The following is a 25,844-nucleotide window of genomic DNA, read 5'->3' as shown; positions in this document are numbered from 1 at the left end:
CGGGAATGGCCAACCACTCCCGACGCACCTGACACCGACCGTGAGAAGTCGTGTGTGCCGAACGCCGTTTCCGGCAGCCCGGAAACCGACGGTACTACATGAAAAGAATGCTGATTAACGCAACTCAACCCGAAGAGTTGCGTGTTGCACTGGTAGATGGCCAACGCCTCTACGACCTGGACATCGAATCCGGTGCACGCGAGCAGAAGAAGGCCAACATCTATAAAGGCCGCATCACTCGCATCGAACCAAGCCTTGAGGCTGCCTTTGTCGATTTCGGCTCCGAGCGCCACGGCTTCCTGCCCCTCAAAGAAATCTCCCGCGAATACTTCAAGAAAGCCCCTGAAGGCCGCGTCAACATCAAGGATGTCCTGAGCGAAGGCCAGGAAGTCATCGTTCAGGTCGAAAAAGAAGAACGTGGCAACAAGGGCGCAGCCCTGACCACCTTCATCAGCCTGGCCGGTCGTTACCTCGTGCTGATGCCGAACAACCCGCGTGCCGGCGGTATCTCCCGTCGCATCGAAGGCGAAGAGCGCAACGAACTGCGTGAAGCGCTGAACGGTCTGGTTGCGCCAGCCGACATGGGTCTGATCGTGCGCACTGCCGGCCTGGGCCGCAGCAGCGAAGAAATGCAGTGGGACCTCGACTACCTGCTGCAACTGTGGACCGCCATCAAAGAAGCCTCGCTGGATCGCTCCGCGCCATTCCTGATCTATCAGGAAAGCAACGTGATCATCCGCGCCATTCGCGATTACCTGCGCCAGGACATCGGCGAAGTGCTGATCGACAGCGTTGAAGCCCAGGACGAAGCCCTGACCTTCATTCGCCAGGTGATGCCGCAGTACGCCAGCAAGATCAAGCTGTACGAAGACAGCGTGCCGCTGTTCAACCGTTTCCAGATCGAAAGCCAGATCGAGACCGCTTTCCAGCGCGTTGTTGAACTGCCTTCCGGCGGCTCCATCGTCATCGATCCGACCGAAGCTCTGGTGTCCATCGACATCAACTCGGCGCGCGCCACCAAAGGCAGCGACATCGAAGAAACCGCTCTGCAGACCAACCTTGAAGCTGCCGAAGAAATCGCCCGTCAGTTGCGCCTGCGCGACATCGGCGGCCTGATCGTCATCGACTTCATCGACATGACCCCTGCCAAGAACCAGCGCGCCGTGGAAGAGAAAGTCCGCGAATGCCTGGAAGCCGACCGCGCTCGCGTGCAGATCGGCCGCATCTCGCGCTTCGGCCTGCTGGAAATGTCCCGTCAGCGCCTGCGTCCATCGCTGGGCGAAAGCAGCGGCATCGTTTGCCCGCGTTGCAACGGCACCGGCATCATCCGTGACGTTGAATCGCTGTCGCTGGCGATCCTGCGCCTGATCGAAGAAGAAGCCCTGAAAGACCGCACTGCCGAAGTCCGCGCTCAGGTGCCGATCCCGGTCGCCGCGTTCCTGCTCAATGAAAAACGCAACTCGATCACCAAGATCGAACTGCGCACCCGTGCTCGCATCATCATTCTGCCGAACGATCACCTCGAAACGCCGCACTTCGAAGTGCAGCGTCTGCGTGATGACAGCCCGGAAGCCGCGACCAACCAGTCCAGCTACGAAATCGCCGCTGCCGCTGCCGAAGTCGAAGAAGTCCAGCCAGCTGCTGCGACGCGCACCCTGGTTCGCCAGGAAGCAGCCGTTAAAACTGCACCGGCCCGTGCCAACGCTCCGGTTCCGACCGAAGCCGCCGCGCCTGCTGCTCCAGCACCGGCCCCGGTTGCCGCGCCAGAGCCAAGCCTGTTCAAAGGCCTGGTGAAATCGCTGGTCAGCCTGTTCGCCACCAAAGAAGAGCCAGCCGCTCCGGTTGTGGTTGAAAAACCAGCCAGCGAACGTCCGGCCCGTAACGAAGAACGTCGCAACGGTCGTCAGCAGAGCCGCAACCGTAACGGTCGCCGCGATGAAGAACGCAAGCCACGCGAAGAACGTGCTCCCCGTGAAGAACGCGCGCCGCGCGAAGAGCGCGCGCCACGTGAAGCCCGTGAAGTCCGCGAGCCGCGTGAAGCTCGCACCGAAGCGCCAGTAGCCCGCGAAGAGCGCGCACCACGCGCCCCGCGTGAAGAACGTGCTCCACGTGCGCCGCGCGAAGATCGCAAGCCACGTGGCGAGCGTGAAGAGCGTGTACGTGAACTGCGCGAGCCACTGGACGCCGTTCCAGCCGCTGCAGCAGCCGCCGTTGCCGTGACTGCTGAAGAGCGTCCGGCCCGTCAGCCACGCGAAGAGCGCGCACCGCGTCCGCCGCGTGAAGAGCGTCAACCGCGTGCCGAGCAGGCCGCTGCTGCCGTCGCTGAAGAAGAAGTGAACAGCAACGAAGAGCAACTGCCGGAAGACGGTTCGGAGAGCGCCGAAGGCGATCGTCCACGTCGTCGTTCGCGCGGTCAGCGTCGTCGCAGCAACCGTCGTGAGCGTCAGCGTGATGCCAACGGCAACGTGATCGAAGGTTCGGAAGAATCCGAAGCCGGCGAAAACGCTGAAGAGCCAAGTACCGCCGATCTGGCTGCTGGCCTGGCTGTAACCGCTGCCGTTGCCAGCACCGTGATCAGCGCTCCGGCCGAAGCACAGGCCCACGAGCAAGCTGAACGGGCTACCGCCGCTGTGCAGGAAACTGCGCCAGTGGAAGCGCCGGTTGTCGAAGCGACCACTCCGGTAGAAGTGGTTGCTGCTCCGGAAGTCGAAGTGGCACCGGTTCAGGAAACCCTGCCTCAGGTAGAGCCAGCTCCAGCCGTGGTTACCGAGCCGGTGGTTGAAACCGTCGCTGAAACCGTGACCGAAACCGTGCGTGAAGTTCGCGAAGAACAGACCGCTTTCAACTGGGTTGCCGAGCCGGCTGTCGCTGAAACACCAGTGCCAGTGGTTGAAGCACCGGTTGTTGAAACGCCAGTGTTCGAAGCTCCTGCGGTTGAAGCTCCTGTGGTTGAAGAGACTAAAGTTGCCGAGCCAGTGGTCGTTACTGAACCTGCACCGGTTGTCGAAGCACCTGTCGTTGCCGAAGCGCCAGCTCCTGTGGTTGAAGCACCGGCTCCAGTCAGTGCTCTGACGCCAAGCGGCCGCGCGCCGAACGACCCACGTGAAGTGCGTCGCCGCAAGCGTGAAGAAGAGCGCCTGCAGAAGGAAGCCGAACTGGCTGCCGCTGCTGCTCCTGTTGCTGAAGTGGTCGAGGCAGCGCCTGCCCCGGTCGCTGAAGAAGCGGTTGTCGAAGCAGTGATCGCTGAAGCGCCACGCTCCGTTCAGGACGCGGTCGAGCAGCACCAAGAGGCCGAGGAAAAAGAACACGAGCCTAAACCACTCGTGTAATTCCCAAAGCCGTTAAAAGCCCCGCCTGATTATTCAGGCGGGGCTTTTTTATGCCTCGATTTTTTGTGGTGGATTCTAGATCCAACCCCCTCACCCCAGCCCTCTCCCCACGGGGCGAGGGGGAAAGGGAGCCGATCTCCTTGTGCTTCAAGGCCGGAGTTCGACTCGAAGTTTCAGGTCGGTGTACCTCGAAAGAACACCTCGGTCAGTCCCCTCTCCCTCCGGGAGAGTTTTAGGGTGAGGGGCTCTCAGGAATTTACGCAGCTCTCAAGACGAAGTAAAAACCAAAGCCTGCGGCACATCGATATCCCACAACACCCCAGGATCATCCACCGCCACCTCAACCACCCTGCCCTGCTTGAACAATGGTCTGGCCCCACGATCGCCACTCAACGCCTGCAACCCCGCCCCAAACGAGCGCCCAAACCCCACCGGATGACCAAACTCGCCCTCCTGCACCGGCACGCTCACCGCATCATCGGCAATGGCCGCGACCACCCGCTCGATAGTGGAAGGCAAAATAAACGGCAGATCCCCCAGCACAATCAACCAGCCATCGGCGTCCGGACAAGCCGCGACACCAGCGGCAATACTGTCACCCATCCCGGTCGACTCAATCGAGACAACTTCACAGCCATAAGCCTGCGCCATGCGCATCACCTGCGGCCGCGCTTCGGTGGTGACCAATATGCGCTTTTCGAGACTGGCCGGCAGATTCACCAGCACCTGCTCGATCACCGAACGCACCGCGCCATCCCGCCCGGTGCAGTCCGCCAACAATTTATCCTTGTCAGCACCCGCCACCCGGCGAAAGCGACTGCCCTCGCCCGCTGCCAGCACAATCACTGCAATGGACTGACTCATGCGTCCTCCAATGTTTTTTTCTGCTTCAACTCGACCCCGTTCTTGATCGCGACGATTTCTGCCAACAAGGACAAGGCAATTTCTGCCGGCGAATGACTACCGATGTGCAGGCCGATCGGTCCGTGCAAACGATCGATAGCCTCTACCGACAAGCCTAGTTGAGCCAGATTCTCCCGACGTTTCTGGCTGTTGATCCGCGACCCGAGCGCGCCGACATAGAAAGCTGGCGAATCCAGCGCCGTCAGCAGCGCCATGTCATCCAGCCTTGGATCGTGGGTCAGCGCGACAATCGCCGTGCGTTCGTCGGCCTGAATACTCAACACCGCGTCATCCGGCATACCCGGGACGAATCGACCGTGATGCTCTTCCCAGCCATAAACGAATTCGCTGCGCGGATCGCAAATCAGCACTTCAAAATCCAGTAGCCGCGCCATGTCCGCGACGTAGCGCGACAACTGGCCGGCGCCTATCAATAGCAAGCGCCAGCGCGGACCGTAGATCGCGCGCAAGATTTTACCGTCGAACGCCAGCGAATCGGCTTTGCTCGCTGTCGTCAAAAGTACTTCCCCGGTTTCGATGTTCAGCTCACGGGCAACGATTTCGTGTGCTTCACAACGCGCGAGCAACTCGGCAACCCACGCAGGATCGCCGATCCGTTCTTCAGTCAGGCGCAGCGTACCGCCACAGGGCAAACCGAAGCGCGCCGCCTCTTCCCGTGTGACGCCGTAGGTGATCAGTTGCACCGGCGGCCCATCGGTGGCGATCCGGCCGTCATGCAGGCGCGCAATCAAATCATCTTCGACACAGCCGCCCGACACCGAACCAATCACCACACCATCCTCGCGCAAGGCGAGCATGGCACCGGGAGCACGGGGCGCGGTGCCCCAGGTCTGCACCACGCTGAACAGCACCACCCGCTGTCCGGCGCGGCGCCATTCGAGGACACTGCGCAGGACATTGAGGTCGACGCTGTCCATTACGCCTCTGCCTTCTGCCAGCCCTGCAACTGATAGCGCACCGGCAGATTGCGGATGCGCTTGCCGGTGGCGGCGAAGATCGCGTTGCACAAGGCCGGAGCAATCGGCGGTACGCCCGGTTCGCCGACACCGCCCAAGGGCACGTCGCCCGGCGGTGTCACCAGATGCACGGCAATTTCCTTCGGCGCCAGCGACATGCGCGCCACTTCATACATATGGAAGTTGTCCTGCTGCACCTTGCCGTCCTTGAAGCTGATTTCACCAAGCACCGCATTACCGAGGCCCATCACACAAGCACCTTCGAACTGCGAGCGAATGCGTTCAGGGTTGATCTGCGGCCCGCAATCCACGGCGATATCGGCCTTGTGCACGATCAGCGTGCCGTCGTCTTTGACCTCGACTTCGATCACCGCCGCCACGTACGTGACGAAGCTGTAATGCACCGCCAGGCCAAGACCACGCCCCTTGGGCAGTTTGCGCCCCCAACCGGCAGCTTTCGCTGCGGTTTCCAGCACAGTGCGCATACGGCCAGTGTCGATCGGATAACGCTCGGGAGATTCGCCGTAGTTCCACTCCTCGCTTAGCGTGCGCGGGTCGATCTGACGATCAGGGCCGAGCAGTTTGATCTGGTATTTGAGCGGATCTTCGCCAGCCTTGTGCGCCAGCTCATCGACGAAACTCTGGATCGCGAAACCGTGGGGAATGTTCGACACCGAGCGATACCAGCCGACCCGCGTGTGCACGGTGGCTTCGGGGTTTTCCAGGCGCACGTTGGGAATCGCGTAGGCCATGTTGGTGAAGCCCATGCCCAGTTCGAATGCCGCTTCGTGGTTCATGCCCGGCGCGAACAGCGCGGTGATGCTCGGCGCCACGGTGCGATGCAACCAGCCGGACGGCATGCCGTCCTTGCCCACGCCCGCTTTGACGTACTCGGCGGACACGGTGTGGAAATACGAGTTGTGGATGTCATCTTCACGCGTCCACTGTACCCGCACTGCTTTACCGGGAAACTCCTTGGCCAGGATCGCCGCCTCAACAACGAAGTCCGGCTTGGATTTACGCCCGAAACCACCGCCGAGCAGCGTGACATTAAAGGTGACATTGTCGAACGGCAGACCAAGGCGCTCGCCGATTCGCTCACGGGTGACTTGCGGCGCCTGACTCGGTGCCCACGCTTCGCAAACGCCGTCCTGGTAGCGAGCAATGGCGACCATAGGCTCCATCGGTGCCTGCGCCAGATGCGGTAAATAGTAGGAAGCTTCGAGGGTGCTGACAGCGTCGCTCAGGGCTTTATCGATATCTCCGGTATTGCGCACCACTTTGCCGGGCTTGAGCGAAGCGGCTTCCAGCTCCTTGCGATAGGCGATCGAGTCATAACTGGCGTTCGGGCCGTCATCCCATTCGATTTTCAACGCCTCGCGGCCCTTGATCGCTGCCCAGGTATTGCTGGCGACCACGGCCACGCCGCCCAACGGCTGGAATTCCGAAGGCAATGGGCGAGTTTCGATCTGGATGACTTTGAGTACGCCAGGGACTTTCAGCGCGGCGCTGTCATCCACCGATTTGACCTTGCCGCCGTACACCGCCGGACGAGCGATGGTGGCGTACAACATGCCATCGAAATGCACATCGGCGCCGTACACCGCACGACCGTTGACGATGTCGTCACCGTCGATGGCTTTGCTGCCTTCCTTGCCGATGTAGCGAAACTCCGACGGCTGCTTTAGGCGCAGGCTGTCACGCGCCGGCACCGGCAACGCACTGGCAGCAGCGGCGAGTTCGCCATAACCCAGCTCACGGCCAGACGGTTTGTGAATGATTTTATGCAACTGCGCGCGGCATTCGCCGACCGGTACTTTCCACTGCGCGGCCGCCGCTTGCTCCAGCATCGTGCGCGCTGCCGCGCCGCAACGCCGCATCGGTTCATACCAATGGCGCATGCTGCGCGAACCGTCAGTGTCCTGGTTACCGAAACGCACTTCATCGCCCGGCGCCTGTTGCACTTTGACGTGGGCCCAGTCGGCTTCCAGCTCATCGGCAACGACCATGGTCAGACTGGTGCGCACACCCTGGCCCATCTCCGAGCGGTTGCACACCACGGTGACCGTGCCGTCAGCGGCGATGCTGACGTAGACCTTCGGATCATCGATCCAGCCATTGGGCATGCCATCGGCGCCGAACTGTTTCGGTTTGTCCTCGGCCAACGCATCCTGCCAGCCCCAACTTGCCGCCAGCACCAGAGCACCAGTGGCGCCGACGCCTTTGAGAAAACCACGACGGCTGAGATTGCTCAGGGCGAAATCATTCGGAAGACGGCTCATGCCTTGGCCTCCTTCAAATGGGTGGAGGCTTGGCGGATCGCAGTCTTGATCCGGTTGTAAGTGCCGCAACGGCAAATGTTGCCGACCATGGCCTCTTCGATCTGTTCGTCGCTCGGATTCGGGTTGGTTTTGAGCAGCGCCGTGGCCGACATGATTTGCCCGCCCTGACAGAAACCGCATTGAGCCACAGCACTGTCCAGCCAGGCTTGCTGGACTACCTGACCCACCGGGTCGGCGTGCAGGTTATCGATGGTGGTGACGTTCTGCCCGACCACCGAGCCGATCGGCGTAATGCAACTGCGCGCCGGCAAGCCATCGATGTGAATGGTGCAGGCACCACACAGGCCCATACCGCAGCCGAATTTGGTGCCGTTGTAACCAGCAACATCGCGGATAGCCCAGAGCAGCGGCATGTCTTCCGTGACATCGAGGGAATGGTCTTGGCCATTGAGTTTCAGGGTAATCATGGGCACGCCCGCATATTTTTAGTGGTTATGGGGTCGAGCAATCTGCCGCCATTGAATCGGCGGTGGTTCACGCAGATCGACTCAGGCTAATCAGGCTCTCTTGTGCCGACGCGAACGTCTGCACCGGGCCTTTGGTGGAGCAAATGACGGTTATCGTTAGCTCGCTAAGTTAACCCAGCATTAACGAAAAAGCCCTGCTGAGACAGGGCTTTTCAGTTATGAGCTTTTAGCTACAAGCTGCAAGTAAATGCAGTAGCTGGCTCACGATCAAGATTGTAGCTTGCTGCTAGAAGCTTGACGCTCGCAGCTGCTTCAATACCGGTTGGGCTCCATTTCCAGTTCGACATTGAAACGTTCGGCAATGTCTTTCTGGATGCGTTGCGCCAGATCGAGCAGTTGCAAACCGGTTGCCGCGCCGTAGTTGACCAGCACCAGCGCCTGTAATTTATGCACGCCGGCATCGGCCTCACGGAAACCTTTCCAGCCAGCGCGCTCGATCAACCAGCCAGCAGCCAGTTTCATTTGCCCGTCCGGTTGAGCGTAAGCCACTACATCCGGGTGCTGCGTTTTGATTTGCGCGACGACGGCCGCCGACACCAGCGGATTCTTGAAGAAGCTGCCGGCATTGCCGAGCACTGCCGGGTCCGGCAGTTTTTCGCTGCGGATGCTGCAGATGGCGCGGCTGACATCGGTCGGCGTCGGCTGCTCAATACCCTGCTCGGTCAGGCGCTGACGCACCGGGCCGTATTCCAGATGCAGATGCGCAACGCGATCCAGTTTGAAGCGCACGCGCAGAATCAACCAACGCCCAGGCTGCTGTTTGAACAGGCTGTCGCGGTAGGCAAAGTTGCATTCTTCCAGGGTGAAATCACGTAGCTCGCCAGTCTGGCGATCCAGCGCCGTGAGCCCGGCAAACACATCCTTGATCTCGACGCCGTAAGCACCAATGTTCTGCATCGGCGCAGCGCCGACAGTGCCGGGAATCAGGCTGAGGTTTTCCAGTCCGGAAAAACCCAGCGCCAGCGTGTGCTGAACAAACGGATGCCAAGGCTCGCCAGCTTCAGCTTCGATTACCACACGGCTGCCGTCATCGCTGATCACGCGGATGCCTCTGGTAGCCATGCGCAATACCAGCGCCGGAATGTCCGCCGTCAGCAGCAAATTGCTGCCACCACCGATCACCAGCAACGGCACGTCGTGCGCGGTGGCATACGCCAGCGCTTCGCGAACATCAGCATCGCTGTGGGCTTCGGCGAACAGTTGCGCGCGCACATCGACGCCGAAACTGTTGAACGGTTTCAGGGAAACCTGCGGTTGCACCTGCAAACTCATAACCGGCCCTTCACTTCGATCAACAGTTGGTCACACGCAGCTTCGATCAGATCCAGCACCTGATCGAAACCCTGATCGCCGTCGTAGTACGGATCCGGCACTTCATCGACCAGTCCGGCATAGCGGCGCAGAAACAGATCCAGTTCGGCCTTGCCGGTGGACGGTTGCAGAGCCTTGAGGTTGCGCAAGTTGCTGTTGTCCATCGCCAGAATCAGATCGTAACTGGCGAAATCGGCACGACTGACCTGCTGCGCGCGTTGCGCCGACAGGTCATAGCCGCGCACTTTGGCTGCAGCCTGACTGCGTTTGTCCGGCGGGTTGCCGACGTGCCAGTCGCCGGTGCCGGCGGAGGCCACTTCGACCTGATCCGCCAGCCCCGCTTCACGCAGTTTGTGCCGCAACACGCCTTCAGCCGTGGGCGAACGGCAAATGTTGCCCAGGCACACAAACAGAACGCGCATCAGGCCCCCAGCAGGCGACGAACGCGCTCGAGGTCTTCAGCGGTGTCGACACCCGTCGGTGGCGCGATCAAGGCGTCAGCGACATGAATCCGCACGCCGTGCCACAGGGCACGCAATTGCTCGAGGGATTCAGTGTTTTCCAGCCAGCACGGCCCCCAACTCACGAAGTCGTGGAGGAAACCGGCGCGGTAGGCATAAATGCCGATGTGACGACGGTATGGCACGCCTTCGGGCAATTGCTCACGGCTTTTGGCGAATGCATCGCGTGCCCATGGCAAGGTCGCGCGGCTGAAGGTCAGCGCCAGACCGTTCATGTCGCTGACCACCTTGACCACGTTCGGATTGAACAGGGTGTCCACGTCTTCGATCGGCTCGGCCAGGGTGGCCATGCGCGCTTCGGTGTGCGCGGCCAGGTTGGCAGCGACCTGATCGATCACGCTCGGCGGAATCAGCGGCTCGTCGCCTTGCACGTTGACCACGATCGCGTCAGGCTCGAGGCCCAGTTTCGCCGCGACTTCGGCCAGACGATCGGTGCCGGAATTATGGTCTTCACGGGTCAGCACCACTTCGGCGCCAAAGGCCTTGCAGGCCTCGACGATGCGCGCGTCGTCAGTCGCGACCACGACGCGGGTCGCGCTGCTTTTGCTCGCCTGTTCCCAGACGTGCTGGATCATCGGCTTGCCGGCGATGTCCAACAGCGGTTTGCCCGGCAGACGGGTCGAGGCGAAACGCGACGGAATGACAACGGTGAAGGCGGTGGTCATTTATCCAGACGCTCGTCGGTGGTCAGGGTGCGGGCTTCGCTTTCGAGCATCACCGGGATGCCGTCGCGGATCGGATAGGCCAGACCGGCGCCCTTGCTGATCAGCTCGGTCTTGTCGGCGCTGAGCTTGAGCGGGCCTTTGCAGATCGGGCACGCGAGGATATCGAGCAATTTGGTGTCCATGAACATTCCCTGAGTAAAGAGTTAAGGCAAAAGCCGATCGGGCAACAGGCGCATCAGCTGTGTGTCGAACCAGGCCACGAAGGCCGGCGACGGCACGGCATCAACCGCCAGATACCACCAGTCGGCTGCAGCGAAGGCACGGCACTTCACCGCGTCCTTTTCGGTCATCACCAATGGCAATGACGGTGTGAAATTCAAGGCCTGCACGCTGTATTCGGCGTGATCGGCAAACGCATGGGGGACTGCCCGCCAGTCTAGCGCTTCGAGGGTATTGAAGAAACGTTGCGGATTGCCGATCCCGGCGACGGCGTGCACGGCCTGGCCGGAAGGGAAATGATCGAGCGGCTTGCGCTCGCCACTGCGCAGATTGACCAGCGCGGTGGGTTGCAGGCGGAAGGCGAAACCGTCGTCGCGATCTTCGGTGGCACCGTTGAACAGCACGCCATCGACGCTTTGCAGGCGCTCGATCGGTTCGCGCAACGGCCCGGCAGGCAAGCAACGTTTATTGCCTAGCCCACGGGCGGCATCGATCAGCACCAGTTCCAGATCCCGCGCCAGACGATAATGCTGCATGCCGTCATCGGAGAGGATCAGATCCAGCGGTTCGCTGGCGAGCAAGGCTTTGACGGCGGCGCTGCGATCGGGGTCGATCATCAGCGGCACGCCGGTGCGCTGGACGATCAGCAACGGTTCGTCACCGGCAATGTCAGCGCTTTGCTCCGCCTCAACGCGCCATGGCAGTTGCGGCGGTTTGGCACCGTAGCCACGGCTAACCACGCCGACGCGCAAACCGCTGCGTCGGCAATGTTCGATCAACCAGAGGATCATCGGCGTCTTGCCGGTGCCACCGACAGTGATATTGCCGACCACGATCAACGGCACCGGCGGCTGATAGATTTCGCCTTCACCGTCGAGAAAGCGTTGGCGTTTACCGACCACGACGCGGCGATAGAGCATTTCCAGCGGCCGCAGCAACGTCAGGGCCGGGTGCCCCTGATACCACGCGGCGAGCAAGCGATCAGACAGGCTCATCAGGATTTGGGCGCCGCCTCGACCGTGGTCATGCGCAGATGGCTGAAACCGAGCTTGCCGGCCGCGTCCATGGCGGTGATCACGGATTGGTGCTGCGTCTTGCCATCGGCACTGATCGACAACGGCATGTTGGTATCACCGTTGGACTCTTTCTGCATCGCGTCCATCAATGTCGCCAGATCATTCTTCGGCAGAATCTTGTTGTTCACCGAAAACACGCCTTCGGCGCTGATGGCCACGTCGATCTGCTTGAGCTGCTGATCTTCAGCCGGCGAACCGCTGACCGCTTCCGGCAGGTCGACGCGCAACTGGGTTTCACGGGTAAACGTGGTGGTCACGACGAAAAACAACAGCAGAATGAACACCACATCGATCAGCGATGCGAGGTTAATGTCGATCGTTTCCCGAGGCTTGCGACGGAATTTCACGCGCGGCCCTCGGCCAGATCGACGTCACGGTCGCCCTGCACCACTTCAACCAGTTTGATCGCTTCCTGCTCCATGCCCACCACCAGCTCATCGATGCGGCGTTGCAGGAACCGGTGGAAGAACACCGCCGGGATCCCGACCATCAGGCCTGCCGCAGTGGTGATCAGCGCTTTCGAGATACCACCGGCCAATACCGAGGCATTGGTGGTCATGCCGGAACCGGTGAACGCGCTGAAAATATCGATCATGCCTAACACGGTGCCCAGCAGACCGAGCAACGGCGACATGGCGGCAATGGTGCCCAGTGCGTTGACGTAGCGTTCGAGCTCGTGAATAACGCGGGCAGCGGCCTCTTCGATGCACTCTTTCATGATCTCGCGACCATGCTTGGAGTTGGCCAGACCGGCGGCAAGGATTTCCCCCAGCGGCGAATTGGCGCGCAATTCCTTGAGCTTTTCTTTATTGAGCTGCTTGTCCTTGATCCAGACCCAGACCTGGCCCAGCAGATGCTCGGGAGTGACGCGACTGGCGCGCAGGGTCCACAGGCGTTCGGCGACGATCGCCATGGCCGCGATGGAGCTCAGAATGATCGGCAACATCATCCAGCCGCCGGATTTGACCAATTCCCACACAGTGACAGTCCCCTCGAAAAAGTGCGCCACTTTACCATACCGATTCACGATTAAGACCCGCCGCCCCGACGACCGTGATGTGGCATCCATGCTGGCACCGATCAACGGGCGAGCGCAGGCGTATCGCGCCAGAAACGCCGCTGTTGACGCATCGTCCACGGCGGTTTGAAGCGGCCCAGTTGTAGATGAATGGCACCCTGTTCGGCGCTGTCGTAAATGCGCAGGCCTTGTTTGCGATAACGCGCCAGCACGGTCGGGTGTGGATGGCCAAATGAATTGCCGTGACCTCGCGAGATCAGCACCGACTCAGGCTTCAAGACGTTGAGCAGCGCCATTGACGATGAACTGCGGCTGCCATGGTGAGGCGATTGCAGCCAGTGCGTCGGCACGGCCAGTGGACTGTCGATCAGCACGCGTTCGGCATGGGTGTCGATATCACCGGTCAGCAGCAAACGCTCGCCATTGGCCTCGATCTGCAACACGCACGAACGCTGATTGCTATCGTGAGCGTCCGTCCACTGCCAGAGTTGAAAACGCACGCCGTCCCACTGCCATTGCCGGCCGCTTTCGCAGGCTTCGGCGCCCAATTGCGCGGGCAGTGCCGCCGGGTCGCCGCTGATCACTTGCGCAATGGTCAAACCGCGCATGATCGCCAGCGCACCACCCGCGTGATCGGCGTCTGCATGGCTGAGCAGCATCAGATCGAGGTTTCCTACGCTGAGTTTGCGCAACGCGGGCAACACCACCCGCTCGCCGAGATCGAAATCGCCAAAGCGTGGCCCCGCGTCATAGAGCAACGCGTGATGGCGGGTACGGATCAGGACTGCCAGGCCTTGGCCAACATCGAGCTGCCAGACATCAGCCAGGCCTTCGGCCAATCGCTCGCGGGGTGGCATGGCCAGCAGCAACAACAGTGGCCAGCCCAGTGGCCGCAGGGGCACTCCGCGCGGCAACAGCAACAACACGGCGCCGAGGCTGCCAATCGCCCAGACCCAAGTGGTTATCGAGGGTGCGATCCACGCCGGCCAATGCCCGGCAATCATTGCCAGCGCGCGAAACAATACCTCGATCAAACCGCCGGCCAGCCACAGCAGGCATGCACCAACATAAGGGACAGGCAACAACACCGTCCCTAGTAGCGCCGGCGGTAACACCACAAGACTGACCCAGGGCACAGCGAACAAATTGGCCAGCGGCCCGCTAACACTGATCGGCAAGTTCAGCGCTAGCAACACCGGGCATAAACCGATCGCGATCAACCATTGCGCCCGCGTCCAGGTCTGCCACCAGCGCCACACCCCCAAACGACCGCCAAAGGTAAAGATCAGTACCGCCACCGCCGCAAACGAGAGCCAAAAACCTGGACGCAAACTGGCGAGCGGATCCAGCAACAGCACACCATTGAACGCCAGCAGCAACGGCCACCATGCCCCCAGATGGCGAAAGCGCAGCCGCCACAAAAGCACCAGCCCGACCATCACGCAGGCCCGCTGCACCGGCACATCGAACCCGGCAAGCAGGCCATAACCAAACGCTGCCGCGAACGCCAGCCCACAGGCCCATGGCAGCCACGGCCAACGCAATGGCCACAGGCCAAATCGCGCCAACCCTGCAACCAGCCAATACATCACTGCCGCCAGCAAGCCGATGTGCTGGCCGGAAATCACCAACAAGTGCACGGTCCCGGTGTCCTGCAGAATCTGCCAATCCTCACGACTGAGCCCGGACCCATCGCCCAATACCAGGGCAGCCAGTGCGCCATTTCGTCCTTGCGCATCCACACTCAGCAAGCGCTGACGAATGCTGTCGCGCCACGCCCAGCGTGCTTCGCTCAGGCGCTGGCCGTCCTTGATCGTGCCCGTCGCTCCGATGCGTTGCGCCAGCAGCCACGCCTCATAGTCGAAGGCCTCAGGATTGCGTAATCCACCGGGACGCTTCAACTTCACCGCCAAACGCCAGCGCTCACCACTGTTGACCGGTGGCCCGGCATACCAGGCAAGCCGCATCAGCGATGGCAGTTTTTCATGACGCGACTGCGCATCGGCCACTTCGAAACGCACCACACCATCGGCGCTCTGCGGCAAGCCGATGACCCGTCCTTCGAGCCAGCGGGTTTCGCCATCCAGTTCAGTCGGCAAACGATCATTCAACGCCCATTGCGCACCGACGCTGGCCCACGTGAAACCAAACAGCAAAAACGCTAACGGATAGCTGCGAAACGGCAGCAACATCAAAGCCGCCACCGGCAGCAACAGCATCAACCAGACCGGCGGTAATGCCGGCATAAAAACCGGGGCCAGCAGACCGACTGCCAGCGCCATCATCCCTGTGCGCATAAGCCCGTCCTTGAGAGTCCCGTACTTAGGCATAGCGGGTGTCGGGCACGGACGTCGTCAACAATTGTCACAAAGTCTGAATGGGCGCTTCGTAGAATCCAGACATACTTGCCGCCTTAACCGACCGAGAAGCCTTATGCCCCGGCGCTTATTCAAACGTTACATGCCCGACCCGACGAGCATCAGGGAACACAAATCCTTACGCTTTCTCGGCAAGTTGCTGCATGACCCGAACCTCTGGCACCTCAATCGCCACTCGGTCGCGCGGGCGATGGCGGTCGGCCTGTTCGCCGCATTCCTGCCGATTCCGGCGCAGATGCTGGTGGCCGCCGCCCTTGCCGTCATGGTGCGGGGGAACATGCCGATTGCGGTCAGTCTGGTATGGCTGACCAATCCGATCACCATGCCGGCGGTGTTCTTTTGCACTTATCAGGCCGGGGCGTTTTTGATGGACGTGCCCGCCCGGCATCTGCCGGATGAACTGACCTGGGAGTGGATCAGCGGCGAGTTGTCGACGCTGTGGCAACCGTTTTTGCTCGGTTCGGTGGTGGTAGGACTGGTGCTCGGTGCCCTCGCCTATTGCCTGGTGATGATGTACTGGCGCTGGTGGGTCGCGCGGCAATGGGCGCGGCGCAAGAAAAGCCGCATGCGCTGAATGCAAAACGGCCTCCGCAGTGGGAGGCCGTTTTGATTTGTGGCGTCTGTATTCGCGAGCAGATTCGCTCCAACATTGGATCTTTGTTGTGCCGAAGATCCCCTGTGGGAGCGAGCCTGCTCGCGAAGAAGTCGACTCGGTCTGGAGTCAGGTACGCATCCCGCGCCCACTCACCAGCAACCGTGCGCAACCGAGATACAACACCACCGTCGCCACCAACATAAAGGTGATCGCAATGCCGATCTTGATATCCGAGACACCGAGAATCCCGTAGCGGAACGCATTGACCATGTGCAGCACCGGGTTGGCCAGCGACACGGTCTGCCAGAACGGCGGCAGCAACGTGATCGAGTAGAACACCCCACCCAGGTACGTCAGCGGCGTCAGTACAAACGTCGGGATGATCGAAATATCATCGAAGTTGCGCGCAAACACCGCGTTGATAAAGCCCAGCAGCGAAAAGATCGTCGCCGTCAGTACCACCACCAGAATGGTCACCCCGAGGTGATGCACCTGCAAATGGGTGAAGAACAGCGACAGAATGGTAACGATCACCCCCACCATCAAGCCACGCAACACGCCACCAACGGTGAAGCCAATCAGAATCGTGTGCGGCGAAACCGGCGACACCATCAGCTCTTCGATGGAACGCTGGAACTTGCTGCCGAAGAAACTCGAGACCACGTTGCCGTAGGAGTTGGTGATCACCGACATCATGATCAGCCCCGGTACGATGTACTCCATGTAAGTGAAGCCACCCATATCACCGATCTGCCGACCGATCAGGTTACCGAAGATCACGAAGTACAAAACCATGGTAATCGCCGGCGGCAGCAGCGTTTGCGGCCAGATCCGCGTGAAGCGTTTGACCTCGCGGTAAACGATGGTCTGCAGGGCGACGAGGTTGGGACGGAATTCGGAACTCATACCGCCACCTTCGACAGATTTTTCTCGACCAGGGACACGAACAGCTCCTCGAGGCGATTGGTTTTGTTACGCAGGCTCAGCACTTCGATGTTCTGCTGTGCCAACTGGGTGAACAACGCCGTGATGCCCATGGATTTGTCGACCTGGACTTCCAGGGTGTGACCGTCGATCAACCGGGCGGGGTAGCCGAGCAATTGCGGCGCGGCGTGCAAGTCGTTTTTCAGGTCCAGCAAGAAGGTTTCCACGTGCAACTGGCCCAGCAATTGTTTCATGCTGGTGTTCTCGACGATGGTGCCGTGGTCGATGATGCCGATGTTGCGGCACAGCTGCTCAGCCTCCTCCAGATAATGCGTGGTGAGGATGATGGTGATGCCTTTCTGGTTCAGTTCGGTGAGGAACGTCCACATCGACCGGCGCAGTTCGATGTCGACGCCTGCGGTCGGTTCATCGAGGATCAACAGACGCGGTTCATGCACCAGCGCACGGGCAATCATCAGACGGCGTTTCATGCCGCCGGACAGCGAACGCGACGGCACATCGCGTTTGTCCCACAAGCCCAGTTGGGTCAGGTACTGCTCGGCGCGCTCCTTGGCGATCTTCGCCGGAATGCCGTAGTAACCGGCCTGGGTCACGACGATATCGAAGGTCTTTTCAAACTGGTTGAAGTTGAATTCCTGGGGCACCACGCCGATCGAGCGCTTGAGCTGCGCAGGATTTTTGTCCAGGTCATGGCCGAAGATATTCACCGTGCCGCTGGTCTTGTTCACCAGGGTCGAGAGAATGCCGATGGTCGTGGATTTGCCGGCACCGTTGGGGCCGAGCAAGGCGAAAAAGTCACCCTCGGCGACGTCCAGATCGATACCACTCAAGGCCTGGAACCCGTTGCCGTAGGTTTTGGTTAGCTGCCGGATGGACAGAGCGGAACTCATATCTGATTTACGCACCAAGAAGGGAAGAAAGGGATAAATAAGGGCGGGCGGCGAGGGATACAACCGCAGCACTAGAGCGCAATGGTGCTTGCCGCCGCCGCACAAGTACAGTCAAGTGTGTCGATAGTAGGTATTAAGTCAACGCGGTCATAACGGCTTTTTTGTACGCCGGACGCTGTTTCAGGCGCTCATACCAGGCTTGCAGATGCGCTTGTGGCGCGCGTTCGATGGGCATCTCGAACCAGGCATAAATGAAACTGCCCAGCGGTATATCGCCCATGCCGATGTCTTGCCCGGAGAGATAGGGCTGGCTGGCCAAGGCTTGGTCGGCCATGCTCAGCAGCTCATTGCATTCCTTGATCGCGGCATTGATCGCAGCCCAGTCCTGCTTGTCCGCCGGCGTGCGCAAGACGCCCCAGAACACCGTGCGGAACGGACCGGCAAAACTCGACGTGGTCCAGTCCATCCACTTGTCAGCGACGGCGCGGGCTCGCGGATCCGCCGAATACCAGTGGCTGTCGGGCGCATGTCTGGCCAGCAGATAGCGGACGATGGCGTTGGATTCCCACAACACGAAACCGTCGTCTTCGATCACCGGCACCCGGCCGTTCGGGTTCATCGCTCGGTACTCGGGTGTATCGACAACGCCGAATGCGCCGCCAGCATCAATCGCCTCGTAGGCCAGGCCGAGCTCTTCAGCAGCCCACAACGGCTTTCTGACATTCGATGAGTTTTTCCGTCCCCAGATCTTCAGCATGACCGCCTCTTTTCAAATGAGTGGGCAGGCAGCATACGCCGGATCAGGTACGGCTCAAATCACTCTGCATATCGCCCAGCAGTTGCGGCTGCAGATCAGTGAACAGATGCGGATAGCACTTTTGCAGATGTTCGAAGAAGAACATTTCCGGGACATCGGCGAATTGGCCATGGTCGACCAGATACTCCATCAATTGCGCACCGTCACGGTTGAACGGGTGAAAAACGCTGTCGTTGATGCCGTCGAATTCCAGCGGCGCGACGTTGAACAGCTCGCAAAGCTTCTGATTGAACGCCGGTGTGGCCTTGACCCAGCGTCCATTGAGGAACAGCTCGGTGTAACCGTGCATGGCGAACATGTCGCTTTTCAATAATTCGAGCAGACGCGGCGTCGACAGGTGATTTTTCACGTCGGCCAGCCCGATCCGCGCCGCGATTCCGCAATGCCGAGCGCAGCCCGCCAGCAGCGTGGCTTTCGGTACGCAATAACTCTCCCCCGTCGCCAGCGCATAACTGCCACGCAAGGTCCGTGGATCACGACTAAAGGTGTAGGGGTTGTAGCGCACCGCCTCACGCACGGCGTAATAAAGACTGATCGCCTGCTTGAGCGGCTCGCGGCTGGCGCCCCGATGTTGTTCCGCGAACTCCACCACTGCCGGGTGGTCACTATCGATGAAGCGGCCGGGACTCAGATACTCGTGCATGACGACAATCTCCTGGGTGAGCCCCGAGTCTAGCGACAGCTTCAGCACAGAGATAACGACGTTTCGGCCAAACTTGGACGCAAAGACGCGGGATCAGCGAACGATTTCCCACACGTGTTGCCCACCGAACCTACGAAAACCATCCGGGGTTTCCCACGATTTCAATCACCTTGGTCTGACCACCCGCTTTTACAGATGCCGTCTAAGCTCTGGAGGGTCGATTTGCCTTGGTTCACGGAGGACTGAATATGCTGTTGTTGTGGATACTGGTTTTGATCGTTGGCGTGGCGTATCTCGCCCACCGGCGCATCGCCCCGCTGCCTACGTTGGGCATCGTTGCCGTTTACCTGCTGGCGATGGGTATTTTCAGTCATGCGCCGGGCTGGTTATTGGGGATTTTGTGGATCTTGCTGGCGGTGGTCGCCGCACCCTTGCTGCTGCCCGACCTGCGCCGCAAACATTTCACGGCGCCGCTGTTCAACTGGTTTCAGAAAACCCTGCCGCCCATGTCGCAGACCGAACGCGACGCGATCGACGCCGGCACCGTGTGGTGGGATGGCGAGCTGTTCAGCGGCCGCCCGGACTGGGACAAACTGCTGGCCTATCCCAAGGCGCAATTGAGCGAAGAAGAACAGGCATTCATCGACGGCCCGACCGAAGAGCTTTGCGCGATGGTCACTGACTGGCAGATCGGCCAGTCGATGGACCTGCCGGCCGAAGCCTGGACGCACATCAAGGAACACGGCTTTTTCGCCCTGATCATTCCGAAAGAATTCGGCGGTAAAGGCTTCTCTGCATACGCGCACTCGCAAGTGGCAATGAAACTGGCCACCCGTAGCGGTGACCTCGCCTCCACCGTCATGGTGCCCAACTCCCTCGGCCCGGCCGAACTGCTGCTGCATTACGGCACCGACGAGCAACGCAATCACTACCTGCCACGCCTGGCCCGTGGCGATGACATTCCGTGCTTCGCCCTCACCGGCCCGCTCGCGGGTTCCGATGCCGGTGCGATGCCCGACACCGGGATCATCTGCAAAGGTCAGTGGGAAGGTCAGGAAGTCCTCGGCCTGCGCCTGAACTGGGAAAAGCGTTACATCACCCTCGGCCCCGTGGCCACCCTGCTGGGTCTGGCTTTCAAGGCTTATGACCCTGAACATCTGCTGGGCGACAAGGAAGACCTCGGCATCAGCCTGGCGCTGATCCCGACCGATACCGCCGGCGTGGAAATCGGGCGTCGTCACCTGCCACTGGGCGCGGCGTTCATGAACGGCCCGAACTCCGGCAAGGATGTATTCATTCCGCTCGACTTCCTTATCGGTGGTCAGGAAATGCTTGGCAAGGGCTGGATGATGCTGATGAACTGCCTGTCGGTCGGCCGTTCGATCTCGTTGCCAGCCGTCGGTACCGGCGCGGCCAAATTCACCAGCCTGGTCACCGGCCAATACGCGCAGATTCGTGAGCAATTCAACGTGCCGCTATCGGCGTTCGAAGGTATTCAGGAAGCGATGGCACGCATCGGCGGCAACGCGTGGATGATGGACGCGGCGCGGATGCTCACGGCTAACGCGGTGGATCTGGGCGAGAAACCGTCGGTGCTGTCGGCGATCCTCAAGTATCACCTCACCGAACGCGGCCGCGAGTGCATCAGCCATGCGATGGATGTGCACGGCGGCAAGGCGATCATCATGGGCCCGAACAACTACCTGGGGCGCAGCTGGAACGGTGCGCCGATCTTCATCACCGTGGAGGGCGCGAACATCCTTTCGCGCAACCTGATGATCTTCGGTCAGGGCGCGATTCGCTGCCATCCGTTTGTACTGAAGGAGATGGCTCTGGCCGGCCGCGAAGACAAGGATCAGGCGCTGAAAGAGTTCGATGGCCTGCTGCTCAAACACATCGGTTTCGCCGTCAGCAATGCCGCCAGCACGCTGGTGCTGAACCTTGGCTTCGGCCACTTCGAACACGCGCCGGGCGACAAGATCAGTCAGGGTTACTTCCGCGCACTCAACCGTCAGGCAGCGGCGTTCGCCATGCTCGCCGACTTCAGCATGATGTTGCTGGGCGGCGAACTGAAGCGTCGTGAACGCCTGTCGGCACGCTTGGGTGATGTGCTGAGCAACCTGTATCTGGCCTCGGCCGCGCTCAAGCGTTATCACGATCTGGATTCGCCAGCGTACATGGAGCCGCTGTTCCGTTGGGCGATGGAAGAAAGCCTCGGCCAATCGGAACGGGCACTGGATGAGTTGCTGCGCAACTTCCCGAACAAAGTGTTTGGCTGTCTGTTGCGCGCCATCGTCTTCCCGTTCGGCCGTCGTCACAAAGGCCCGTCGGACAAACTCGGTGCCGACGTGGCTGGCGTCATAGGTCGCGCCAAGGGCGATCCGGCGCTGGAAGAGCTGCTTGCCGGTTGCTATCGCCCACAGTCTGCAGACGATGCAGTCGGCGCGCTGCAACACGCCAGTGATCTGCTGAATGCCGCTCAACCACTGCACAAAAAACTGCACACTTCGCTGAAAAGCGGTCAGGTCAAACCGGTCGCGGGTGAACACGCTATCGATGCAGCACTGGAGGCCGGGGTGTTGCAACCGGTGGAAGCGCAGAGTCTGCGTGATGCCGAAGCAGCACGGCGCAAGGTGATTGACGTCGATGATTTCGACAAAGAGGAGTTGAAACAGGCAGAGGGCAAAGTCCGCTGATCCTGACAACCATGTCCAAGAGGGCGCAGGAGCTTTATACTCCCGCGCCCGTTTTGCTCTTGAGGACTTATCTCGTGTCCAACGTCGTTGCCGATCATCTTGTTTTGCTCGACCACCTGCGCAGTATCCTGGTCGCCGTAGGTGAGGCCGAACAGGTTCCCGAAGAAAGCCATGCCCTGTTCCTGGAGCGCTTCGACGAACTGCTGGCATCGCTGCCGATCGATCCGATCGAAAGCCAGTACCTGGGCCAGGACATCCTGACTCAAGTGATTTCCCGTTACCCGCAAATCGCCCACCTGATCCCGCGCGATCTGCTGTGGTTCTTCGCCGGTGACTGCCTGCACTACCTGTCCGATGAAGAGATCGACCTGTATCAGGCGTTGGAAGAACGCCGTTACGAAGCCGAACAGAACGACGAACCGTTCGACTGGAATCAGGAAAAACAGCTGCTGGCGATGTCCGCTCAGGACAGCAAGCACTGATTTGACTGTTTGATTGAAGGTCAAAAGATCGCAGCCTTCGGCAGCTCCTGCAGTGGACTCACGCAATCCCCTGTAGGAGCTGCCGAAGGCTGCGATCTTTTGCTTCTGCGTTACAGCAATCCCTCGCTTTCGGGCAATTCATACGCCATCGCTGTGTTACTCACACCACCTGACTTGCCCGGCTTGCTCAAAGTCGGCTCTTTCTCCAGGCACTCCACCAGATAGTCGATAAACACGCGCAACTTGGGTGGCAGATAACGCGTCGGCGAGTGCAGCAACCACAGTCCGCCATGGTAGGACGCTAGGAAGGTCCAGTCCGGCAGCACCTGCACAATCAACTTCTGCTCAAGTGCGTAACGGGCAGTGAAATACGGCAGGCTGCCAATGCCGATGTGCTGCAACACCGCGCCCAATCGCACGCCCGTGTGATTGGCGGCATAGCGACCACGCACACCCACCGTCACTGCCTTGCTGCCTTTCTTGAATTTCCAGCGCGCATCACTGGGGGTTTCACCCAGATAAATACAGCTGTGATTGAGCAAATCATGGGGGTGGGTCGGTGTGCCGTGTTCAGCCAGGTATTGCGGCGTGGCACAGAGCAAATGATCGATGGTCAGCAATTGCCGACCGACCAACCCGGCCGGTGGTCGATCCGTGATGCGAATCGCCAGATCGACATGATCGTCAATCAAATCGACCTGACGATCCTCCAGTAGCAACTCGACATCGACCTTGGGATAACGCCGCAGAAATTCAGGCATATGCGGATGGATCACGAAGCGACCCACCGCTTTCGGCACGCTGACGCGCACCAGACCCTCCGCTTCGTGAGTGAACTGGCCACTGATTTCCATCACCGATTTGGCCGCGCTGACCATTTCCTGGCAACGCTTGAACACCTCCTCGCCGCCGTCACTCAAACGCAGCTTACGCGTGGTGCGCTGCAGCAGCCGCGTGGCCAAGGCTTTTTCCAGCCGCGAAATACTGCGGCTCACCGCTGACGGCGATGAGCCCAATTGCCGAGCGGCTTCAGAGAAGCTGCCGGTCTCCACGACCTTGACGAAAATCGCCATTTCACCGAGCAGCGGTAGCGGCAGATTGATGCTCACAGCGCACAAGTCCTTTGATGTTTGAACGGATTATCACGTTATTGCACGATTCATATAATAAAAACAGAAACTTTAATAAGGGCATGGAATATGACGCTTCGCCTCTTTTTCCATAGTGATGACCTCAAGGCCAATGTGGAAGTCCTCGACTGCACGCCCCAAGAGAACGAATTCGCCGTGGTCTTGCGCGCCACGCTGTTCCACCCGCAAGGTGGTGGCCAGCCGTGTGATACCGGCTGGATCGGCGAAAGCCAGGTACTGCGTGTGATACAGGAACCGGACCGGATCATTCACTTTGTCGACCGGCCAGTGGCACTCGGTATGACCTGCATCCGCGTCGACGAACAGCGCCGCTGTTTCAATACGCGCATGCATTCGGCCGGCCACTTGATCGGACATTTCGTTCAGGCGCTGGGCTGGATGCCGATCAAGGCACATCACTGGCCGGATGAAGGTCGTGTGCAATTCAAACCCGGCGATGCCGCACAGGAAGTCGACGCCGAGACCGTTCAAACCGGTATCGAGCAGTGGATCGAGCACGACCTGCCGCGCCTGACCTCATTGCGCGAAGGCGCGCGGGAAATCGGTTTTGGTGAACTGCCCGCCTATGGCTGCGGCGGCACCCATGTACGTAGCCTGAAGGATCTGGGCACAGTCACGATCGCGTCCCTTTCGCAGAAGAAGGGCACGTTGTCCGTCCACTACAACGTGGATTGAGCATTTCGGACGTTGCCTCACACAGCGTCCGACGCCGGGGAACCGCATTCGCAGGTTCCGTTGACTATCGATAGATGGACCTAAAAAAAATGATGCTAGACGTCGAGCGTCTCGATGAGACGTGCATAAAAAAACTGGCCAACGAAGAAGTCCTCGCCATTCGCGTCAAAGGCTTTTTGCCTGAGCCACTGGCCATTCAGATTGGCGACAAGATTCTCGCTCCAGGCTTTGAGGGTTACATCAACGCGCCCAGTATCGGCCGCATCGGCATGGCTTTTTACGAAGCGGAAAACCAGCCGCTGCTGATCGAGGATTATTTCGAACGCGCCACCAGCAACATCGCCGAACTGCGCAATCGCTGCGCGCCCTACTCCTCACCGATCGACACCTTGCGCTGCATGCTCGACGAGTCCTGGCCGGCTGGCGCACACCTGGAAAACCTCTACGGCCGCAAAATGTATGTCGGCCTTTCGCGTGTAGTGAAACCCGGCGTGTGCTTCCTCGCCCATCACGACATCTTCGCCAAAGACGCACCGGACAGTTTCCAGGCCCGCAGCCTGGAAGCGCAGTTCGCCTGCAACGTCTATCTGAACATGCCGACCGAGGGCGGCGCGTTGCAGATGTGGGACGACGACATCAGTCCGGATCAATTCGATGAAATGCGTGGCGACAGTTACGGCATCGAACCGGCGCTACTCGGCCCTCCCGCCCTCGAAGTGAGACCGCAACCCGGCGATTTCATCATGTTCAATTCGCGGCGCATGCACTCGGTGACCCCGGGCGTGGCAGATCCGCGTTTGAGTCTTTCCTTTTTTGTCGGTTATCGCGGCAATGCTTCACCCCTGACCTACTGGAGCTGAGATGTATTCGAATTATCTGGGCGAGTTTCTGGCGCTGGCTACCATTCACTTTCTGGCCGTGGTTGCTCCCGGCCCGGACTTCGCGGTCACTATTCGCCAAAGCGTACGCTTCGGCCGACTCGTGGGGATTTGCACGGCGCTAGGGATCGGCGCGGGGATTTCCGTGCACGTGCTCTACACGCTTTTGGGTGTCGGGGCATTGATGCACACCACGCCGTGGTTGCTGACCGTGGCCAAAGTGGTTGGCGGTGCTTACATCCTGTATCTGGGTGTCAGTCTGCTGCGCAGCAAGCCAAAGTCAGCCCTTGAAGGTGAGAAAACCAGCGAGGAGCCGCTGGTTGAGCAAACGCTGTTCAAAGCCTTCAGCACCGGTTTTCTGACCAATGCGACCAACCCCAAGGCTACACTGTTTTTCCTGGCAATCTTCACCACGATCATCAGCGCCGAAACACCTCTGCAAATCCAGGCCTTTTACGGTCTGTGGATGTGCTTTGTGAATGCGCTGTGGTTTGTCGTGGTCGCGCTGTTTTTCTCGAGCAATCGGGTGCGGTTGCTGTTCATGCGCATGGGCCATTGGTTTGAACGCACGATGGGCGTGGTGCTGATTCTGTTTGCTGGCCGCTTGATGCTGTCCTGGTAAGCAGATGCCAAAATGCAAAAAGGCCCGCCGAATCGTTTCGGCGGGCCTTTTTCTTTATGCCTGATGACACGATCACAAATCGCGCATACAAAAACGCCGCTCTGTTGAGCGGCGTTTTTGTGAATATGGAGCGGGAAACGAGACTCGAACTCGCGACCCCGACCTTGGCAAGGTCGTGCTCTACCAACTGAGCTATTCCCGCAATGGCGTCCCCTAGGGGACTCGAACCCCTGTTACCGCCGTG

Annotated in this window: 24 protein-coding genes and 1 tRNA gene; 7 read left to right on the top strand and 18 right to left on the bottom strand. The window is 60.0% G+C overall.

Annotation, left to right across the window (positions count from 1 at the left end):
- The first annotated feature begins 98 nt into the window (after window positions 1-98).
- On the top strand, window positions 99-3,329 hold the full coding sequence (gene rne, locus FGA82_RS10260; protein WP_141127006.1) for a ribonuclease E: 3,231 nt from the start codon (window positions 99-101) through the stop codon (window positions 3,327-3,329).
- A gap of 267 nt (window positions 3,330-3,596) precedes the next feature.
- Here rne and FGA82_RS10255 read toward each other — a convergent pair whose 3' ends face one another.
- From FGA82_RS10255 to FGA82_RS10200, 12 genes are all read right to left on the bottom strand, one after another.
- Entirely contained in the window at window positions 3,597-4,193 is a 597-nt protein-coding gene (locus tag FGA82_RS10255; RefSeq protein ID WP_141127005.1) for a nucleotidyltransferase family protein, read from the bottom strand.
- Complete coding sequence (locus tag FGA82_RS10250; RefSeq protein ID WP_141127004.1) at window positions 4,190-5,170, bottom strand: XdhC family protein; 981 nt, start codon at window positions 5,168-5,170, stop codon at window positions 4,190-4,192. The genes FGA82_RS10255 and FGA82_RS10250 overlap by 4 nt, the downstream gene beginning before the upstream one ends.
- On the bottom strand, window positions 5,170-7,491 hold the full coding sequence (locus FGA82_RS10245; protein ID WP_141127003.1) for a xanthine dehydrogenase family protein molybdopterin-binding subunit: 2,322 nt from the start codon (window positions 7,489-7,491) through the stop codon (window positions 5,170-5,172). Before FGA82_RS10245 ends, FGA82_RS10250 begins: the two co-directional genes overlap by 1 nt.
- Window positions 7,488-7,958, bottom strand: coding sequence for a (2Fe-2S)-binding protein (locus FGA82_RS10240; RefSeq protein WP_034155364.1), 471 nt, complete (start codon window positions 7,956-7,958; stop codon window positions 7,488-7,490). Before FGA82_RS10240 ends, FGA82_RS10245 begins: the two co-directional genes overlap by 4 nt.
- A gap of 312 nt (window positions 7,959-8,270) precedes the next feature.
- Entirely contained in the window at window positions 8,271-9,290 is a 1,020-nt protein-coding gene (gene murB, locus FGA82_RS10235) for a UDP-N-acetylmuramate dehydrogenase (protein WP_141127002.1), read from the bottom strand.
- Window positions 9,287-9,751: a low molecular weight protein-tyrosine-phosphatase gene (locus FGA82_RS10230; RefSeq protein WP_141127001.1), complete on the bottom strand. Its 465-nt coding sequence runs from the start codon at window positions 9,749-9,751 to the stop codon at window positions 9,287-9,289. The genes murB and FGA82_RS10230 overlap by 4 nt, the downstream gene beginning before the upstream one ends.
- Window positions 9,751-10,515, bottom strand: coding sequence for a 3-deoxy-manno-octulosonate cytidylyltransferase (gene kdsB / locus FGA82_RS10225; protein ID WP_141127000.1), 765 nt, complete (start codon window positions 10,513-10,515; stop codon window positions 9,751-9,753). Before kdsB ends, FGA82_RS10230 begins: the two co-directional genes overlap by 1 nt.
- Window positions 10,512-10,697, bottom strand: coding sequence for a Trm112 family protein (locus tag FGA82_RS10220; protein ID WP_003174668.1), 186 nt, complete (start codon window positions 10,695-10,697; stop codon window positions 10,512-10,514). Before FGA82_RS10220 ends, kdsB begins: the two co-directional genes overlap by 4 nt.
- Window positions 10,698-10,718: 21 nt before the next feature.
- Window positions 10,719-11,729, bottom strand: coding sequence for a tetraacyldisaccharide 4'-kinase (gene lpxK / locus FGA82_RS10215; RefSeq protein ID WP_141126999.1), 1,011 nt, complete (start codon window positions 11,727-11,729; stop codon window positions 10,719-10,721).
- The gene (locus FGA82_RS10210) at window positions 11,729-12,157 is read right to left on the bottom strand and encodes an ExbD/TolR family protein (protein ID WP_053122649.1); all 429 of its coding nucleotides are present in this window, start codon (window positions 12,155-12,157) and stop codon (window positions 11,729-11,731) included. The genes lpxK and FGA82_RS10210 overlap by 1 nt, the downstream gene beginning before the upstream one ends.
- The gene (locus FGA82_RS10205) at window positions 12,154-12,789 is read right to left on the bottom strand and encodes a MotA/TolQ/ExbB proton channel family protein (RefSeq protein WP_007908216.1); all 636 of its coding nucleotides are present in this window, start codon (window positions 12,787-12,789) and stop codon (window positions 12,154-12,156) included. Before FGA82_RS10205 ends, FGA82_RS10210 begins: the two co-directional genes overlap by 4 nt.
- Before the next feature lie 101 nt (window positions 12,790-12,890).
- A complete protein-coding gene (locus tag FGA82_RS10200; protein WP_141126998.1) occupies window positions 12,891-15,125 on the bottom strand; it encodes a DNA internalization-related competence protein ComEC/Rec2 in 2,235 nt (744 codons plus the stop codon).
- Between the two features lie 136 nt (window positions 15,126-15,261).
- On the opposite strand from FGA82_RS10200, the gene FGA82_RS10195 reads away from it, so the two are divergent.
- Complete coding sequence (locus FGA82_RS10195) at window positions 15,262-15,780, top strand: DUF2062 domain-containing protein (RefSeq protein ID WP_007908202.1); 519 nt, start codon at window positions 15,262-15,264, stop codon at window positions 15,778-15,780.
- Window positions 15,781-15,927: 147 nt separating this feature from the next.
- On the opposite strand, the gene FGA82_RS10185 is transcribed toward FGA82_RS10195, so the two are convergent.
- From FGA82_RS10185 to FGA82_RS10170, 4 genes are all read right to left on the bottom strand, one after another.
- Entirely contained in the window at window positions 15,928-16,707 is a 780-nt protein-coding gene (locus tag FGA82_RS10185) for an ABC transporter permease (RefSeq protein WP_141126996.1), read from the bottom strand.
- Complete coding sequence (locus FGA82_RS10180; protein ID WP_102900039.1) at window positions 16,704-17,636, bottom strand: ABC transporter ATP-binding protein; 933 nt, start codon at window positions 17,634-17,636, stop codon at window positions 16,704-16,706. Before FGA82_RS10180 ends, FGA82_RS10185 begins: the two co-directional genes overlap by 4 nt.
- Window positions 17,637-17,769: 133 nt before the next feature.
- The gene (locus FGA82_RS10175) at window positions 17,770-18,393 is read right to left on the bottom strand and encodes a glutathione S-transferase family protein (RefSeq protein WP_141126995.1); all 624 of its coding nucleotides are present in this window, start codon (window positions 18,391-18,393) and stop codon (window positions 17,770-17,772) included.
- A gap of 43 nt (window positions 18,394-18,436) precedes the next feature.
- Window positions 18,437-19,096, bottom strand: a complete 660-nt coding sequence (locus FGA82_RS10170; RefSeq protein ID WP_141126994.1) for a transglutaminase-like domain-containing protein — start codon at window positions 19,094-19,096, stop codon at window positions 18,437-18,439.
- Between the two features lie 248 nt (window positions 19,097-19,344).
- Here FGA82_RS10170 and FGA82_RS10165 point away from each other — a divergent pair, with 248 nt between their 5' ends.
- Both FGA82_RS10165 and FGA82_RS10160 read left to right on the top strand, forming a co-directional pair.
- Window positions 19,345-21,792 carry an acyl-CoA dehydrogenase gene (locus tag FGA82_RS10165; protein ID WP_141126993.1) on the top strand — a complete coding sequence of 816 codons (2,448 nt, stop codon included), beginning with the start codon at window positions 19,345-19,347 and terminating at the stop codon, window positions 21,790-21,792.
- Between the two features lie 74 nt (window positions 21,793-21,866).
- Complete coding sequence (locus FGA82_RS10160) at window positions 21,867-22,274, top strand: PA2817 family protein (protein ID WP_039760212.1); 408 nt, start codon at window positions 21,867-21,869, stop codon at window positions 22,272-22,274.
- A gap of 110 nt (window positions 22,275-22,384) precedes the next feature.
- Here FGA82_RS10160 and FGA82_RS10155 read toward each other — a convergent pair whose 3' ends face one another.
- Entirely contained in the window at window positions 22,385-23,383 is a 999-nt protein-coding gene (locus FGA82_RS10155) for a LysR family transcriptional regulator (protein WP_141126992.1), read from the bottom strand.
- A gap of 90 nt (window positions 23,384-23,473) precedes the next feature.
- Between FGA82_RS10155 and FGA82_RS10150 the strand changes: the two genes are divergently transcribed.
- The 3 genes from FGA82_RS10150 to FGA82_RS10140 all read left to right on the top strand — a co-directional run bounded on the left by FGA82_RS10150 (window position 23,474) and on the right by FGA82_RS10140 (window position 25,600).
- A complete protein-coding gene (locus FGA82_RS10150; RefSeq protein WP_141126991.1) occupies window positions 23,474-24,100 on the top strand; it encodes an alanyl-tRNA editing protein in 627 nt (208 codons plus the stop codon).
- A gap of 89 nt (window positions 24,101-24,189) precedes the next feature.
- Entirely contained in the window at window positions 24,190-24,960 is a 771-nt protein-coding gene (locus FGA82_RS10145; RefSeq protein ID WP_007908184.1) for a 2OG-Fe(II) oxygenase, read from the top strand.
- Between the two features lies 1 nt (window position 24,961).
- On the top strand, window positions 24,962-25,600 hold the full coding sequence (locus FGA82_RS10140; RefSeq protein ID WP_141126990.1) for a LysE family translocator: 639 nt from the start codon (window positions 24,962-24,964) through the stop codon (window positions 25,598-25,600).
- A 126-nt stretch (window positions 25,601-25,726) separates the two neighbouring features.
- Here FGA82_RS10140 and FGA82_RS10135 read toward each other — a convergent pair.
- Window positions 25,727-25,802: transfer RNA gene (locus FGA82_RS10135), tRNA-Gly, on the bottom strand.
- Between the last annotated feature and the right edge of the window lie 42 nt (window positions 25,803-25,844).

The organism is Pseudomonas fluorescens (genome assembly GCF_005938625.1).
GTDB classification, from domain to species: Bacteria; Pseudomonadota; Gammaproteobacteria; order Pseudomonadales; family Pseudomonadaceae; genus Aquipseudomonas; species Aquipseudomonas fluorescens_BD.
Note: the sequence above shows the minus strand (reverse complement) of the source record. Positions and strands in the feature narration are given on the sequence as shown.